The following is a 15,410-nucleotide window of genomic DNA, read 5'->3' on the forward strand; positions in this document are numbered from 1 at the left end:
CCCGCGTTTGGGAGAGTTTTTTCGTTAGACCGGAATCCGGTCGAGGGGATGTGGTTGTTGCGACGAACGATACCAGCGCATGATCCAGTGATCAATACCGATTTGATACGCGTAGCGTCCTGCAGCAAGTAAGACGATTGAGGCTGCTAAGAACAACGGGTTTAACGCAATCGTTCCAGCAAGTAAGTAATTGAGATTCATGATGCTCCCGACGACCAGTGCAGGAACCGTCAATAGACTGAGAATAAACAAGATCCCGACGACGAGTTCTGCGAACGGAATCAAGACGTTGATCAGCCCGACGTTTGGTAAGGCGAGTTGCTCGATCCACGTCGCGTACCACGAACTGACGAGTGCGTCTTCGCCTATCGCTTTCGTTAGCGCCCCTTCAAGAAACGGTTTTGCATCAAAGCCATTGATGTACTTGCCGATCCCGGCGATGAACCACTGAATTCCAAGCCAGAGCCGGATGATCGTCAATAAACTGATGCCGATGATGTGTAATGCTTTCACTTTCAGACACTCCTCTACTACAACATAGTCCCCATCATACTGAAAAATCAGCAGTAAGATGGGGACTATCATCATAACGTCATCGAACCGTCATCGACCTGTTACAAAAAAGGATAAGGTAGCCGTTCATGACCGCTGATCGAGACGATGACTGATTGCAGTTAATAAAGCAGCGACAAGCGCAACAAGCCCACCGACCAGTGCCGTGTTCATCATCGGACCGTTCGCATAAACGATGCCACCGAGTGCCGAACCGAAGGCAATCCCGACATTACTCGCAACCGGCATCAAGGAAGCGGCGAGTCCTTTTGCTTCCGGATTGAACTTTTCGGCGAGGTCAATCAAGTAGATTTGTGTCGAAGTCGTTAGTAGAATCGACATCAATGACATCAAGGCGATGTTAAACAGACCAAGTGAAAGGGATACTGTCGTGAAATATAATGCAGCAAGGACGATTGCTTGCACGACGAAGACGAACCGTAAGCGTCCCATCGGATTTTTACTAGCAATCTTGCCGGCAAGGATGTTACTGAAGATCGAGACGACACCATAAGCGAGCAGGATCGGACTAATCCATGTCTTCGCGATGCCGAGTTCCGTTTGCAGGATCGGCACGAGGTACGTGTAGACGACGTAAGTTGCTCCGAAGCCGAACGACGGAATGAAGAAGGCAATCAGGATCCGTGGATTAGCGAGCAATCCAAGCTGCTCCTTGATTGAACCGGAGCCCGTCGATTGCTGGACGGGAACGATCTTCCACACAGCGTGGACCGCAATCATTCCCATGACTGTCGTCAGCCAAAACGTGGCTGCGAAGCCAGCGTGTTGACCGATGAACGTACCGATCGGAACACCAAGTACGTTCGCGAGTGTAAAACCACCAAAAATGAACGAAACGGCGACACCGCGCTTCGCGACAGGTACGCCATCGCTTGCGACGACCATTGCGAGCGAGATCAAGACACCGGTCAGGATGGCTGTCAGGTTGCGGGTGGCGAGCAATACTTCGTAACTTGGAGCAAAACTACTGGCAAGGTTCAGTAAGACCCAAACGAGTAACAGACGTAGAATCAGGCGACGCCGTTCCAAGTGACCGGTCAGCGACATGACAATCGGTGTACCAATCGCAAAGGAGATGGCAAATGCCGAGACGAGCGTACCGGCTGTTGCGATCGTGATATTAAGAGCTGAGGAGATTTCAGCGAGGATCCCGACGATGACGAATTCGCTTGTTCCGAGAACGAACGTCAGGAGCGACAACGTGGCGATCAACAGCCAATCGCGTCGACTTAAACGAGTAGTAGGTGACATGGATGATTCCTCAATTCTGGCGCTTGCGCGCGAAACTATGAGTAACAGGATAGCATGAAACGATTTCGTCGGGTATCGCAAAGCGAGAATTCGGGAAAAGAACCATTATTCGAAATAGCGTGTGAATTTCCAGGCTTGCTATTTTTTGCGTATACTACAGTAGAAGACTACTGACAAAGGAGTGGAAACGATGCAAGCGACAGTGACATGGAACAAACAGATGGGGTTTAGTGGACAGACGGAATCAGGGCATCATCTTGCGATGGATGCAGCACCGGAGAACGGTGGCGAAAATCAAGCACCACGACCGACTGAACTGCTGCTACATGCCGTTGCCGGCTGTACTGGAATCGACATCGTCTCGATTTTAGAGAAGATGCGCTTGACGATCACTCATTTCGAAATGGATATCGAAGGGGAACGGGCAGAGGATCATCCGCGGCGCTTTACGTCGATCTCGATTCATTACCGGCTTGAAGGTGATCTCCCGGAAGATAAGGTCCGTCGTGCCATCTCGTTATCAAAAGATAAATACTGTTCGGTCTCGCAATCCTTGAACGCTGAGATTTCCGTCTATTATTCCATCAATGGTGTCCGGAGCGAGGATCCTTTGTGAAGAAAGTAGTACTGATCGGTTGCCTGTTGCTTGCAGGGTGTGCGCAGGAGACGACGGAACCAACGAAACCATCACAACCAGCAACGAAGCAACCGACGGAGGCGAAGAAATCAAAGCCTGAGCCGACAAAGGAAGAACGACAACAAGCACGATTAAAGCAGCAACTTGAAGCGATGTCGACGTCAGAAAAGATCGATCAATTGCTCTATATCGGAGTTGCCGGCACGGAACTTTCAGCAGCTGACCGGAAATTGTTGCAGACGCATGCGATCGGTGGGGTCTTACTGCTTGGTGGGAATATTACGTCAGAAGATCAACTCTTGACGTTCACGCGTGCCATTCAAGAAACGAACCAAAAACCGTATGCCTTCGTCGGGGTTGATGAAGAGGGCGGACGGGTCAGCCGGGTACCGGATCAACGATTACGTCTCCCGACGAGTCAACGGATGGCGCAAGGTGCAGATGCTGCAAAAATGGAAGATGTCGGACGTACGCTCGGTCACCTGTCACGATTTTATGGGTTCAACATGGACTTCGCACCGGTCCTTGACGTCAATAGCAATCCGAACAATCCAATCATCGGCGACCGTGCGTTAAGTGCTGATCCGAAGACCGTCGCGACTCTCGGTACGGCCCTGATGCATGGGATGCAAGAGACGGGAACGATTCCGGTCGTCAAACATTTTCCCGGTCACGGCAATACGAGTGTCGATTCCCATGTCGGTTTGCCGAAAGTGACAGCATCAAAGGAAGAACTGAAGCGAACGGAACTGTTACCGTTCCAAGAAGCGATTCAAGAGGGCGCCGAGATGGTGATGGTCGCCCATATTCTCTATCCCGCGTATGACGATCAAAATCCATCTTCGCTCTCGAAGCCGATCTTGACTGACCTCTTGCGTCAACAACTCGGATTCAAGGGTGTCATCATCACGGATGACCTTGTCATGGGGGCGATCACGAAACGATATGGTCTCGCGGAAGCGGCACGCCAGGCACTTGTCAATGGAGCTGATATGGCGATGTTTTCGGAAGCAGGTGCCTATCCGAAGGTCCACACCGAAGTGATGCAAGCCGTTAAAGAAAAAACGCTGACGCCTGCGATGCTCGATGCTAAAGTGATGCGGATCTTAAAGCTGAAGCAGACCTATGCCGACAGCCAGAAGCAACAGCGACCGACGAAATCGGAGCTTATTCAGCAAGTGGAAGCGCTCAACTAGGACTAGCGAAGTAAAGCAACTCATGCTAGACTAATGGGGCAAGCCAATTAAACACGAAAAGACACTAGGGGAGTCTCCCAGCAGACTGAGACGGAAGTATCCGGACCCTTTGAACCTGATCTAGTTCGTACTAGCGGAGGGAAGTGGCTCGAAACCTTAGATATCCTTAGCGCTTTAGCGCATTTTCGGACCACTCCCTTCAACATCGGGAGTGGTCCTTTTTCGTATCGAAAGGAAGAACATGATGCGTTTACATCTGATTTCGACGGGATCCATCAATCCACGCGATGGAGTGGAAACCTTTCAATCGCTTCAACCATATACGGATCAGCTTCATCTTCGAGAACCGAATTTGTCGGCAGCAGAATTGCTAGAACTGATTGACGCGCTCCTTGCGAAAGGGTATTCGCCTAATCAATTAACCGTTCATGACCGGGTCGACGTCGCCCATGTCGCTGGTATCGGTGTGCAGTTGACTCGACGATCCTTACGCGTCGGCGATGTAAGGCGTCACTTTCCGAATCTTATCATCGGGAAATCCGTCCACTCTCTGGCAGAAGCACTTGCAGCGGAAGCGGAAGGAGCCGATCGATTGCTGTACGGTCATATTTATCCGACAGCGTCGAAACCAAACGTGCCACCGCGAGGGATCGATGCCTTGAAGCAAGTTGTCACTTTCACGACGAAACCAGTCATCGCAATCGGCGGGATCACTCCTGATCGCATTCCTGAGATCGCAGTGACCGGTGCAAGCGGAATCGCCGTCTTATCCGGTATTCTCGGTCAAGCGGACCCGCATGCTGCCATTCAGCGTTATCAGGGGGTACGGGTATGACGGATCACATCATCATCGGTTGTGGAGTCATCGGTTTGACGCTTGCTTACAGTCTCGCTTGTCAGAACGAATCCGTTCTTGTCCTTGATCGCGGAACATGCGGACAAGGGACGAGTCGGGCGGCTGCCGGAATGCTTGCGACGGACATCGAGCTGAGAGAAGAATTGCATACACTTGCCGCGCGAAGTCGCCGTCTGTATCCGTTACTTGCGCGACGCCTCACGCGCGAGACCGGGATCGATTGTGGCTACCGGGAACAACCATTTTTATTGAAACGAAATGGGCAAGAATACTTATTTCCATCGGTCGGTCAAATCGATCCGCGACGACTAACGACTGCATTGATGCATGCCTTACGAAATCGTGGGATACCAATCGAAGAACAGGTGGACGTCACGCGAATCGAGGAGAGTAATGATTTCATTAGGGTTGAGTCGAACACGGGAACGTGGACGGGACGAACGGTGACGGTTGCTGCCGGACGCGGGTCCCAAGCCTTGCTCGATACAGCTGGTATTTCGATAGCGACGCACGGTGTCAAAGGGGAATGTCTGGCGGTCCGTCTCGCGGGTCAGCCGTTACGCTCGATCCTGTTTGATGACGACGTCTACCTCGTACCGAAAGCGGACGGACGGATATTGATCGGTGCGACCGAACTACCGCACGACGAGACGATCGGTGTTAGTGTCGCAGGAGTCACGTCACTGCTTCAAGCAGCAGAGCGTCTCTATCCACCGATCCGTGATGCTGTCATCGAAGAAGTCTGGTCAGGCGTACGACCACAAACAGAGTTCGGCTTGCCATATATCGGAGTCGCCGATTCATCCCGTCGGATCTTTATAGCGACGGGGCATCATCGGCATGGCATATTACTCGCACCGGCGACAGCGGAAGTTTTGGCAAACACATTACGGTTGATCCTAAAGGAGGAAGTCCGATGAATATTACGATTAACGGCAACGACCACACCATTGAACAGATTGAGACGATTGAGGACATGCTCACGCAACTTGGCTTAGGGGAAAAACTCGTCATCGTCGAACAGAACCGACAGATCATCGACCGCGGAGCTTACGATCAAACGGTCGTTCGGAACAATGACACATTCGAAATCGTTCATTTCGTAGGAGGAGGATAAAGATGTTGAAAATTGGAGAAAAGACATTCGAATCACGGTTATTACTTGGAACGGGGAAATATACGGATGCTACGGTACAGCAGGAGGCCATCGATGCGTCCGCTTCACAAATCTTGACGTTCGCTGTCCGGCGGCTCGATCTCTTCGACAAACAACAATCGAATTTCTTGGAGTCGCTTGATTTAACGAAGTACGATTTACTACCGAACACGGCTGGTGCGAAGACAGCGGAAGAAGCTGTCCGGCTAGCAAAGCTTGCGCGGGCATCCGGTATGTGCGACATGGTCAAGGTTGAAGTGATTGGGTGCGATAAGACATTACTACCTGACCCAATCGAGACGTTACGGGCTTCTGAAGAGTTACTCAAAGATGGGTTCATCGTCTTACCGTATACATCGGACGACGTCGTCCTTGCACGACGACTCGAGGAACTCGGCTGTCATGCCATCATGCCGGCTGCGTCACCGATCGGGTCTGGGCAAGGCATCCTCAATCCGCTCCACCTAAAGTTCATCATCGAGCAGACGACGGTGCCTGTCATCGTCGACGCTGGCATCGGTTCTCCAACTGACGTTGCCTATGCAATGGAACTGGGAGCGGATGGTGTCTTATTGAACTCCGCTGTCGCCCATGCCCAGGATCCAGTCAAGATGGCGCACGCGATGCGACTAGCCGTCGAAGCAGGGCGCTTCGGCTACGAAGCGGGAAGAATCGAGAAGAAACAGTATGCAGTCGCGAGTAGTCCAACGAGTGGATTGATTCGATGACACGTTATTCACGTCAAACTCGATTTCGACCGATTGGAGAAGCTGGACAAGCACGCTTCGCAACAGCAAAGGTACTGATCATCGGGATGGGGGCACTCGGAACAGCATCGGCAGAACAACTCGTTCGCGCTGGTGTCGGCGTCGTCCGAATCGTCGACCGCGATTATGTCGAGTGGAGTAATCTACAACGGCAACAACTCTATACGGAGGATGATGCACGGCACAGCATACCGAAGGCGATTGCTGCAAAAGCGCGACTTGAAGCGATTAATTCGACGGTGACGATCGAAGCACATGTATTAGATGTCGACCGGGCAGCGCTGACGTGGCTTCTCGATGATATTGATCTCATCATCGATGCGACGGATCATTTCGATATTCGTTTACTGATGAACGATATGGCATTGTTGCGCTCGATTCCGTGGATTTACGGCGGCTGCATCGGCAGTTACGGGATTACTTTCACTGTTCGCCCGGGAGAAACGCCATGTCTGCAGTGTCTGCTCGATCAATTACCACGTGATCAGGAGACGTGTGATACGGCGGGAATCATCGGTCCAGCTGTTCAGATGGTCGCCTCTCTACAAGTGACGGAAGCGTTGAAGTGGTTGAGCGGGAAGACGGACGCGTTGCGGACACGTCTGCTTGCCTTTGACGTGTGGTCGAATACATTCCAACAAATCAACGTCCAGTCACTGAAGCAAACAGAGTGCCCCTCGTGCGGCATCGAGCCGTCTTATCCTTATTTATCGAATCAAACGGTGCGTTTCACGGCACTGTGCGGTCGCGATGCCGTTCAAATCCGTGGAGACGGGCAGCGGGATCTCGAACAATTAAAACAACGCCTCCAGCTGGTTGCGTCGATTTCCGCCCATAATCCATACTTGCTGGCGTTTACGACGGATGAGCATCGAATGGTCGCCTTTCGAGATGGTCGTGTCTTGATTCATGGCGAGGCGGATCTCGTTAAAGCAAAACGACTGTATCACGCCTATTTCGGATAAACGTTCATAAAACAGTAAAACTAATTTTAAAAATATATGTTTTAAATGTTTAAAAAACAGGTAAATAAGACTTCAGACATAAATCGGTCTACAGGTTTTGAACGTGAAGAGGAGTGATTCAGATGAAACAAGAATTCGATCCGATGAAGGATCAAGCACAGACGGAAGAAACACAGGCGGTTGTCCAGCAAGCCAACTGGAATCCGGACCGGTACCGGACGAACTTGAACCCATTCTATCTGTCACCTTGTAGTGTCGAACGTAGAGAAGATTTGCATCAGGATGCATCGAAGATTCTCGAAGTCGAGACGTCGTCGCCCCTCCAACAACTTTTTGAACACAATCAAGCAACGCATACATCCGGACCAACGGGCAAAAAATTTAAGACAGGCATCGTCGTCGGTGTCGGTGCGATCATCGGCGGATCAGTTTCTGTGATTCGTTCCGTCCAACGTTTTAGAAAGCAACGGACGAAGTAATACGCTCGTTGTGAAAGCGCAAAAAGCAGGAGGCATTCGCCTCCTGCTTTTTGTGTTCCAAACGGATGTTCGTCGCAGAACGAACGCTCGCATGCTACACTTAAGCTACTATATTTAAAAAGTGAGTGTGATGAAGATGAAATGGATACATACTGCCGATTGGCATCTCGGTAAAATCGTTCATGGCGAGTCGATGCTCGGGAACCAACGGGCGGTCCTGAGCGAGTTTTTGACACTCGTCGATCGCGAACAACCGGATGCAATCGTCATTGCGGGTGACTTATACGACCGTGCCGTCCCGCCGACAGAAGCCGTTGAACTACTCGATGAGACGCTCGCTGCTCTGATTCTTGACCGGGACATACCGGTCATTGCGATCAGCGGAAATCATGATTCAGCCGAACGGTTAAGTTTCGGAACGACGTTACTCCAACGGGCGGGTCTACACCTTGTTGGAAAATTGACGCCGGTCATCAAGCCGGTCGCGATCAAGGGAGTATCATTTTACCCGGTGCCATTTGCCGATCCTGCGACCGTCCGGTATGTGCACAATGATGAAACGATTAAGACGCATGATGACGCAATGCGGACGATCCTTGCCGGATGTGTCCCAGACGGACCGAGTGTTCTCGTCGGTCATGCCTTTGTCATCGGTGGACTCGAGACAGATTCGGAGCGGCAATTATCCGTCGGAACGGCAGGGCAAGTTAGTGCGAGCCAGTTTGCACCGTTTACCTATACAGCACTCGGTCATTTGCACAACCCGCTTGCAATTCAATCCGAGACGGTCCGATACAGCGGATCGCTCTTGAAATATTCGTTTTCAGAAGCACATCACGTCAAAGGCGTCGATGTGTTGACGTTGAACGATACTGGTACGTTCGATCGTCGATTCGAACCGCTTGCACCAAAACGTGATTTGCGAGAACTGACTGGTAGTCTCGATGAATTGACGGATCCTGCGTTCGTTGCGACGCAAGTCACGGATGATTATTTAAAAATCAACCTGACGGACGGCGAAGCCTTGATGGATCCGATGGGCAAGCTGAAAAAAATCTATCCGAACATCCTGCACCTCGAGCGAATCGGATTCGTCCGCGAGAGTACGCGGGCGGTCAAAGCATCGCGTGAGCAGGTCAAGGATGCTTCTGTTGCGGATCTGTTCAGTGAATTTTATGAAGCAGTTCGTGAGAAGAAGCCGACGGAAGCGATGCGAGCCGTCTTGAAGGAGGAAGCGACATGCGCCCAGAACGACTGACATTACGCGCCTTTGGTCCGTTTGCTGGTGAAGAGACGATTGATTTCACGGCACTTGCTGGACGGACGATGTTCGTCATTTCCGGGAATACAGGGGCTGGGAAAACGACGATTTTTGATGCATTGACGTTCGCCCTGTATGGTGAGACGTCCGGTGGTGAGCGGGAAATGAGTGAGTTGCGAAGTCATTTTGCCGTACCTGAACAAAAGACGGAAGTCGAACTGGAGTTTACGCTCAAAGGGGAACGGTATCGCATCATCCGGCAACCGAGTCAACCGCATCCGGTCAATAAAACCGGCTATTCGCATGAAGCAGAGTTCGCTCGGTTCGACGGCGTGGCGTGGAAACCACTTGCCATCAAGATTCCGGAAATCAAGCAACGGGTTCAAGAGTTGATTCAGCTCGACTATAAACAGTTTTCACAAATTCTCCTGTTGCCACAAAACAAGTTCCGCGAACTGTTGATGGCAGAGTCAAAAGATAAATTGCAGATTCTCAAACAACTGTTCAAGACGGAACATTATGGTGAGTTCCAACAACGCTTGCACCGACAAGCGCTCGATCTTGCGGCACGCATCAAGGAAACGAAGACGAAACAATGGGCCAAGCTTGAGGAGTTACCCCTGCAAGCAAACTGGAGTGAATTAACGGAAGCGGACATCCGGTTACGAATGGAAGCGTTGACGACGGAACGGGATGAGTGGTTGACAGCGGCTCAAGAAGCGGAGCAACAAACACGTACGATCGTCGAGAGCAAAACGACACGGTTGCAACAGGGCGAACAACTCGAAGCAGCTTTCCAAGAGCAAGAGCAACTTCAACGGACGGAGCAGTTGTTGCTTGAACGATCATCCGACATTAAGCGGATGCAAGAAGAAGCAACGGCTGCCGAACGTGCTCAAATCGTCGCACCATTTTTTGATCAATGGCAACAAGATCAAGAACAGCTAACACGACTTAAACGGCAACAGCAAGAAACCGAACAGCACGTCACGCGCTTGACAGAGCGGCAAGGCACCGTTCAAGACAAAGTAAATCGATTACTGGCGGAAGAACCGCAGATTGAACAACTGAGTCGTCGTCTTGAGAAAATTCAAGAAGAATGCGAACGGTTGGAAGCGGAGACCCTCTTACGGCAACAACAGCAACAACTGACAGAACGCTTAAAGCAACTTGATCCGGAACCGTTCAGGAAACAACTCGAACAAACGCGGACGGAGCGAAAGACCGTTCAGGAACAGCTACGGCCAGTGCAGAACGTCGGAGCAGAACGCTTACAGGCGCAAGAACGACGCTTCACCCTGCAACAGTTGGCGACGAAGTTCGCAGAGTATGACAAGTTGGAAGCAGAGCGACAACAGTTGATCGTCCGCGGTACAAGCGTCCGGGATCAAAAAGAGGCGGCAGCGCGTGCGTATGAAGTAGCTCGTAAAAGTGAACGGGAACAACTGGCTGCTGAACTTGCCAAGGGATTGACGGACGGGCTGGCTTGTCCTGTCTGTGGCAGCACGTCGCATCCGCAACATGCTGTCGCCGTCGCACAGGAACTATCGGTCGATGTAGCACAACAACGGTTCTTAGAAGCACAACAAGCGCATCAAGAGTTACAAGCCTCGTACCGGACGGTTGCAGAGCGTCTGCAACAACTGACGATCGAGATTCAAAAAACGAGTGAAAACGAGTCAACTCATGCGGAAGTTTTAGCACAGCTTCGGGAAGTCGAACAGACGGAAGTCCGATTAGCGTCAGCACAGACGGAAAAAGAACGTCTTGAAACATGTCTTCAACAACTCGAACAATCGCTAGAGCAACTACAGTTGAAGATTGATAGGGTGGTAAAAGACCAAACTGTCATCGAATCGGAATTGGCACACTTGACTGGTCGCCTGAGTCAATCTGGAGAATTCGTAAAATCGTTATCAGCACTTCGTGAAGAACAACAACAGGCAGAAACACGCATCGAGCAGTTCGAGCAAGATAAACAGCGCCAGTTACGTGAAAAGGAACAGCTCGATCGTGACTTGGCGGAACACCAAGGTCGATTCCGTCAATTGACTGAGGCATCTGCTGAACAAAGCGACCGATTAACGAAACGCGAAAAGGAATTACAAGCAGTCTTGGCAGAAGAAGCGTTTCCGACGATTGAAGCCTTCCGCGATGCGAGACGGTCACGAGAAGACATTCGCCTCCTCCATGAACGGCTGGAACAAGACCGCCTAGAGCGGCAGGAATTGAAGCTGAAACAGGAACAAGCTCGCTTGAAGACGGAAGGTCAAGTGCGCCCGGATCTTGAACTGTTGCGGATGGACTTGAAGACGGCGTCGCTCGAACTGACGGAACGGACCGATCGACGTGTCGGGCTCGAGAAGGAAAGGGCACATATTGATCAGTTGATAACGGCTTGGGAAAGCTTGCAACGCCAGATTGAGGACGAGGATGCGAGATACGGAGTCATCGGCGAACTCGCTCGCGTTGGTGTCGGCGAGAACGCACAACGAATGACATTCGAAACGTACGTTCAGACGGCTTACTTCGATGAAATATTGTTCGCCGCAAACCGACATCTGCATGAGATGACATCGGGTCGTTTTCAGCTCGAGCGAAAAACGGAGGCAGGAAAAGGACTCAAAAAATACGGACTTGATTTAAATGTCTTTGACGCTTACACGTCGCAAACACGTCACGTCAAGACGTTGTCCGGTGGTGAAAGCTTCAAGGCGTCCCTTGCACTTGCGCTTGGACTATCGGAAGTCGTGCAAGAAGCAAGTGGAGGAGTGTCGCTTGAAACGATGTTTATCGATGAAGGATTTGGAACACTTGATCCGGAATCGCTTGAACAAGCGATCGAGACGTTGCTTTCAATTCAAGCGAGCGGCCGTATGGTCGGAATCATCAGTCATGTGCAGGAGCTGAAGTCACGTGTTGATGCGAAAATCGAGGTCAAGCAAGGAAAAACGGGGTCGACGATAGCATTAGTCGTCGAGTAAGGAGATCAGAACGATGGAAACACGAAACATGGTCACGAAATCACAAATCAAAGAAGCGTTACGCGAATTAGGTGTGACGTCCGGTATGAAACTGTTCGTCCATACGTCACTCAAACAAATTGGCTGGATTCCTGGTGGGGTACAAGCATTGATCGAAGCCTTGCAGGAGGTCGTCACGACGGAAGGGTTGATCATGATGCCGGCGCAAAGTACGGATAATTCAGATCCGAAGAACTGGAGCCAACCGGCTGTACCTGAAGAATGGTGGGAAACGATCCGTCGGGAGATGCCGGCATATGACCCGGCAAAAACGGTCACACGTGGTATCGGTCGTGTACCGGAAGTCTTTCGAACGTATCCAGGTGTAGTCCGAAGCGAGCATCCGATGTGGTCGGTGACCGCATGGGGGAAGGATGCGGCGACATTCGTTGCCGATCATACACTGGAAAACGGTTTCGGTCCTGGCTCACCAATTGAACGCTTTATTGAAGCGGACGGTCAAATTCTCCATATCGGTTCGCCGTGGGATACGACGACCGTCTGGCATTATGCCGAATACGGACTGAATCGCCCGGACGTCGAGGACGGTTGTAAAGTCAGAGAAGGAACGACGGAACGGTTCATCCATTACCGACACCGTCAAGTCGATAGTGATGCATTTGGTCCGATCGGGGAAGCGCTCGAAGGGTCGGACTTCGTGACGTCCGGTTTGATTGGGCAAGCGAAATCACACCGCATCGATGCCAAAGCCTCGATCCCGGTCGTCATGTTGCAATTAAAAGCACTCGATCAATGGTTATTTTGAAACTTTTTCGGGAAGCTTTCGTAATACAAAGCAGAATCATAAAAAGGAGTGAATGCAATGGCTTCACGTTTTAAAGTTAACCCGGCATTGCGTCGTGGGTTCGATACAGCACGTGTCGGAGAACGACCGATGACGAAAAGTGGGACGATGAGTAAGATTTTCTTACTGCTCGCTCTCGTCACGGCAGCAGCTGGAGGAAGTTGGTTCTTCCTCGCAGAAAACCAAGGGTTGTTGTTCCCAGCCTTGATTGGTGGACTAGTCATCGGTCTAATTCTTGCCTTGGTCATCACATTCAAACCGGCGACGGCACCGGTTCTTTCACCGGTCTATGCGATCGTTGAAGGGGTGGCAGTCGGAGCGTTATCGCTCATGTTCGAAAGCATGTATCCAGGAATCGTCGGGAAGGCAGTCGTTGCGACATTCGTCGTTGCATTTGCGATGTGGTTCGTCTACTCGACTGGCATGATTAAAGTGACGCAACGTTTCCGTTCTGCGGTAACAGCAGCGATTCTCTCGATCTTCGTCTTGTATGCAGTCAACTTGATTCTCTCGTTATTTGGTGTCGACCTCCCATTCATGACAGGTAGCTCGCCGCTTGCGATCGGTGTACAGTTCGTCATCGTCATCGTCGCGTCCTTGTCACTTGTGATGGACTTCGATTTCATCTCGCAACAAGTTCGTGCCGGTGCGCCGAAGTCGATGGAATGGGTCGCAGCATTCGGATTGATCGTGACGATCATCTGGCTCTATATCGAATTACTCGATCTCTTGTATCGCCTTGCAGCACGAGATTAAAAGCAACAGACGACGGATTCTCCGTCGTCTGTTTTTTTGTCGCAAGCAGGGATAATTGTATGAAATGAGAATTAATAGAATGGTGAAACGAGAAGGGGGATCTCGTATGAAAGAACGTATCGTTATTGGAGCCGGACCGTACCACAACAATCCCGGTTGGTATCATACACAGGAAGATGAGCTGAATCTACTCAATCGATCCGATTGGGAACGATTGTGTTCGAACGACACGTTGCAAGCGATTCTTGCGGAACATGTCTGGGAGCACTTGACGTTCGAAGAAGGAATTGACGCGGCACGTCATTGTTATACATATCTTGCGCCAGGGGGATACGTTCGTTGTGCAGTGCCGGACGGTAATTTTCGAGATGAGGCATACCAAGCAATCGTTCAAGTCGGTGGCCCCGGTCCTGCTGACCATCCGGCGGCGAGTCATAAAATCGTCTATACATATGAAACGTTACAGCAAGTATTTAAAGAAGCTGGATTTCAAGTGCGCCTTCTAGAATATTTCGATCAGAACGGATTGTTTCATCAAGCAGATTGGAACGGAGATGACGGCATCATTTTCCGCTCGAAACGATACGATCCCCGAAATGCAGAACAGATGAAATTTCCTTCGTTGATACTTGATGCACATAAATGAATACATAGTTGGAAAAGACCATCTGAACTTCGCTGTCAGATGGTCTTTTTGATCATATTCCGTGCTCGCTTTTTAGTTGATCGACGTATTGTTTTGCTTCGAGCAAAGACGATCCGAGCGTCTCTCGAACGCGTTTGACAGCTTCAACCGTCTTTCCTTCATGAAGCAACTGAACCAGTTCGACTTGTAACGCTGCTTCTTCTAGTGACACCTCATTCAGACCGAGGTGCTCTTCGATCCGTTGTAGCTTCTTCAGAATCGTTTGTTGGCGGCGTTTCGCTTCGTCTGCTTTTTGAGATAAGGACATCCAGATGAAGAATAAGACGATTAGTGGTGCGAACGTGACGACAGAATCCATGGAGAACACCTTCCTTTGTTTTACCGTACCATAGGATAGTCACCATAACAAATAGTGGAAAATGAGGTGGAAATTGATTATGCTGATATAGTGGAAAAGAAAGGGTTAATATGGAAAGGAGATAAATCTAGTGGACAATGTGTTAGTGACATTTTTGCCATTCTTGATTCAAGTTGGACTGCTCATGGTGCTGTTCTTCTTCGGAACGTTCGGTTTGTTCTTCTTCGTCAAACGAAATTCATATCACAATAGCCGGTACTACCGACTGACACGCGAGCCGTTTTTACGGATTGTTCGTGATAAAGGAAAATGGGGCGAGTACTTGACGACACGTCAACTCGATCAAGTGTCCGGATACGGCACGTATGTCTTTAATACATACTTACCACGTGCGCGTGGAGAAGGAACGACGGAAATCGATGTGACGTTCATTCATGAAAGTGGCATCTATGTACTCGAATCGAAAAACTACAGCGGGTGGATTTTCGGACGCGAGCAGGACCGTCAGTGGACGCAGCAGTTCCAGAATCGCTTCAAACAACGGTTTTATAATCCGATCAAACAAAATGAAGGGCATCTTAAAAGCATGCAACGCTTCTTGGAAGGAACGGATCCTGCACTCTTTCACTCCTTGATCGTCTTCAGCGAGCGCTGTGAACTGAAAAAGATCACCGTCGATTC

General features: G+C 50.4%; 17 protein-coding genes and 1 riboswitch. Of the genes, 14 read left to right on the forward strand and 3 right to left on the reverse strand.

Going from position 1 to position 15,410, the window contains the following annotated elements; genetic code table 11:
* Positions 1 to 24 precede the first annotated feature (24 nt).
* Together Q9R23_RS02595 and Q9R23_RS02600 are read right to left on the reverse strand one after the other, a co-directional pair.
* Complete coding sequence (locus Q9R23_RS02595) at positions 25 to 513, reverse strand: DoxX family membrane protein (RefSeq protein ID WP_311246362.1); 489 nt, start codon at positions 511 to 513, stop codon at positions 25 to 27.
* Positions 514 to 639: 126 nt separating this feature from the next.
* Positions 640 to 1,824 carry an MFS transporter gene (locus tag Q9R23_RS02600; protein WP_311246363.1) on the reverse strand — a complete coding sequence of 395 codons (1,185 nt, stop codon included), beginning with the start codon at positions 1,822 to 1,824 and terminating at the stop codon, positions 640 to 642.
* A gap of 190 nt (positions 1,825 to 2,014) precedes the next feature.
* Between Q9R23_RS02600 and Q9R23_RS02605 the strand changes: the two genes are divergently transcribed.
* The 13 genes from Q9R23_RS02605 (at position 2,015) to Q9R23_RS02665 (ending at position 14,371) form a co-directional block, all read left to right on the forward strand.
* Complete coding sequence (locus tag Q9R23_RS02605) at positions 2,015 to 2,440, forward strand: OsmC family protein (protein WP_023467853.1); 426 nt, start codon at positions 2,015 to 2,017, stop codon at positions 2,438 to 2,440.
* Complete coding sequence (gene nagZ / locus Q9R23_RS02610) at positions 2,437 to 3,657, forward strand: beta-N-acetylhexosaminidase (protein WP_311246364.1); 1,221 nt, start codon at positions 2,437 to 2,439, stop codon at positions 3,655 to 3,657. Before Q9R23_RS02605 ends, nagZ begins: the two co-directional genes overlap by 4 nt.
* A gap of 56 nt (positions 3,658 to 3,713) precedes the next feature.
* A riboswitch (TPP riboswitch) is annotated at positions 3,714 to 3,816 on the forward strand.
* A gap of 85 nt (positions 3,817 to 3,901) precedes the next feature.
* Positions 3,902 to 4,492, forward strand: coding sequence for a thiamine phosphate synthase (locus tag Q9R23_RS02615; protein ID WP_311246365.1), 591 nt, complete (start codon positions 3,902 to 3,904; stop codon positions 4,490 to 4,492).
* Positions 4,489 to 5,433 carry an FAD-dependent oxidoreductase gene (locus tag Q9R23_RS02620; protein ID WP_311246366.1) on the forward strand — a complete coding sequence of 315 codons (945 nt, stop codon included), beginning with the start codon at positions 4,489 to 4,491 and terminating at the stop codon, positions 5,431 to 5,433. Before Q9R23_RS02615 ends, Q9R23_RS02620 begins: the two co-directional genes overlap by 4 nt.
* Positions 5,430 to 5,630 (forward strand): sulfur carrier protein ThiS, encoded by a 201-nt coding sequence (gene thiS, locus Q9R23_RS02625; protein ID WP_056060674.1) that lies wholly within the window; start codon positions 5,430 to 5,432, stop codon positions 5,628 to 5,630. The genes Q9R23_RS02620 and thiS overlap by 4 nt, the downstream gene beginning before the upstream one ends.
* 2 nt (positions 5,631 to 5,632) lie before the next feature.
* Positions 5,633 to 6,397, forward strand: a complete 765-nt coding sequence (locus tag Q9R23_RS02630) for a thiazole synthase (protein WP_311246367.1) — start codon at positions 5,633 to 5,635, stop codon at positions 6,395 to 6,397.
* Positions 6,394 to 7,401 carry a ThiF family adenylyltransferase gene (locus Q9R23_RS02635; RefSeq protein ID WP_311246368.1) on the forward strand — a complete coding sequence of 336 codons (1,008 nt, stop codon included), beginning with the start codon at positions 6,394 to 6,396 and terminating at the stop codon, positions 7,399 to 7,401. Before Q9R23_RS02630 ends, Q9R23_RS02635 begins: the two co-directional genes overlap by 4 nt.
* Positions 7,402 to 7,523: 122 nt before the next feature.
* Positions 7,524 to 7,880, forward strand: a complete 357-nt coding sequence (locus tag Q9R23_RS02640; RefSeq protein WP_251137917.1) for a hypothetical protein — start codon at positions 7,524 to 7,526, stop codon at positions 7,878 to 7,880.
* Positions 7,881 to 8,016: 136 nt separating this feature from the next.
* Entirely contained in the window at positions 8,017 to 9,138 is a 1,122-nt protein-coding gene (locus tag Q9R23_RS02645; protein ID WP_035409684.1) for an exonuclease SbcCD subunit D, read from the forward strand.
* Positions 9,120 to 12,125 (forward strand): SMC family ATPase, encoded by a 3,006-nt coding sequence (locus Q9R23_RS02650; protein ID WP_311246369.1) that lies wholly within the window; start codon positions 9,120 to 9,122, stop codon positions 12,123 to 12,125. The genes Q9R23_RS02645 and Q9R23_RS02650 overlap by 19 nt, the downstream gene beginning before the upstream one ends.
* Positions 12,126 to 12,138: 13 nt before the next feature.
* Complete coding sequence (locus Q9R23_RS02655; RefSeq protein WP_290755619.1) at positions 12,139 to 12,930, forward strand: AAC(3) family N-acetyltransferase; 792 nt, start codon at positions 12,139 to 12,141, stop codon at positions 12,928 to 12,930.
* A gap of 57 nt (positions 12,931 to 12,987) precedes the next feature.
* Positions 12,988 to 13,725, forward strand: coding sequence for a Bax inhibitor-1/YccA family protein (locus tag Q9R23_RS02660; protein ID WP_311246370.1), 738 nt, complete (start codon positions 12,988 to 12,990; stop codon positions 13,723 to 13,725).
* A 106-nt stretch (positions 13,726 to 13,831) separates the two neighbouring features.
* Positions 13,832 to 14,371: a class I SAM-dependent methyltransferase gene (locus Q9R23_RS02665; protein WP_290782166.1), complete on the forward strand. Its 540-nt coding sequence runs from the start codon at positions 13,832 to 13,834 to the stop codon at positions 14,369 to 14,371.
* 52 nt (positions 14,372 to 14,423) lie between these two features.
* Here Q9R23_RS02665 and Q9R23_RS02670 read toward each other — a convergent pair whose 3' ends face one another.
* A complete protein-coding gene (locus Q9R23_RS02670) occupies positions 14,424 to 14,729 on the reverse strand; it encodes a hypothetical protein (protein ID WP_029341343.1) in 306 nt (101 codons plus the stop codon).
* A 130-nt stretch (positions 14,730 to 14,859) separates the two neighbouring features.
* Between Q9R23_RS02670 and Q9R23_RS02675 the strand changes: the two genes are divergently transcribed.
* The coding region (locus Q9R23_RS02675) for a nuclease-related domain-containing protein (protein ID WP_311246371.1) at positions 14,860 to 15,410 on the forward strand (551 nt) is incomplete at its 3' end.

The organism is Exiguobacterium sp. BRG2, from assembly GCF_031844245.1.
GTDB lineage: Bacteria > Bacillota > Bacilli > Exiguobacteriales > Exiguobacteriaceae > Exiguobacterium_A.

What these genes read in the sequence shown, in the direction of transcription:
- Q9R23_RS02620 (WP_311246366.1), top strand. Translation starts at nt 4,489, where the DNA reads ATGACGGATCACATCATCATCGGTTGTGGAGTCATCGGTTTGACGCTT.
- Q9R23_RS02660 (WP_311246370.1), top strand. Translation starts at nt 12,988, where the DNA reads ATGGCTTCACGTTTTAAAGTTAACCCGGCATTGCGTCGTGGGTTCGAT.
- Q9R23_RS02630 (WP_311246367.1), top strand. Translation starts at nt 5,633, where the DNA reads ATGTTGAAAATTGGAGAAAAGACATTCGAATCACGGTTATTACTTGGA.
- Q9R23_RS02600 (WP_311246363.1), bottom strand. Translation starts at nt 1,824, where the DNA reads ATGTCACCTACTACTCGTTTAAGTCGACGCGATTGGCTGTTGATCGCC.
- Q9R23_RS02640 (WP_251137917.1), top strand. Translation starts at nt 7,524, where the DNA reads ATGAAACAAGAATTCGATCCGATGAAGGATCAAGCACAGACGGAAGAA.
- Q9R23_RS02670 (WP_029341343.1), bottom strand. Translation starts at nt 14,729, where the DNA reads ATGGATTCTGTCGTCACGTTCGCACCACTAATCGTCTTATTCTTCATC.
- thiS (WP_056060674.1), top strand. Translation starts at nt 5,430, where the DNA reads ATGAATATTACGATTAACGGCAACGACCACACCATTGAACAGATTGAG.
- Q9R23_RS02665 (WP_290782166.1), top strand. Translation starts at nt 13,832, where the DNA reads ATGAAAGAACGTATCGTTATTGGAGCCGGACCGTACCACAACAATCCC.
- Q9R23_RS02635 (WP_311246368.1), top strand. Translation starts at nt 6,394, where the DNA reads ATGACACGTTATTCACGTCAAACTCGATTTCGACCGATTGGAGAAGCT.
- Q9R23_RS02645 (WP_035409684.1), top strand. Translation starts at nt 8,017, where the DNA reads ATGAAATGGATACATACTGCCGATTGGCATCTCGGTAAAATCGTTCAT.
- Q9R23_RS02605 (WP_023467853.1), top strand. Translation starts at nt 2,015, where the DNA reads ATGCAAGCGACAGTGACATGGAACAAACAGATGGGGTTTAGTGGACAG.
- Q9R23_RS02650 (WP_311246369.1), top strand. Translation starts at nt 9,120, where the DNA reads ATGCGCCCAGAACGACTGACATTACGCGCCTTTGGTCCGTTTGCTGGT.
- Q9R23_RS02655 (WP_290755619.1), top strand. Translation starts at nt 12,139, where the DNA reads ATGGAAACACGAAACATGGTCACGAAATCACAAATCAAAGAAGCGTTA.
- Q9R23_RS02615 (WP_311246365.1), top strand. Translation starts at nt 3,902, where the DNA reads ATGCGTTTACATCTGATTTCGACGGGATCCATCAATCCACGCGATGGA.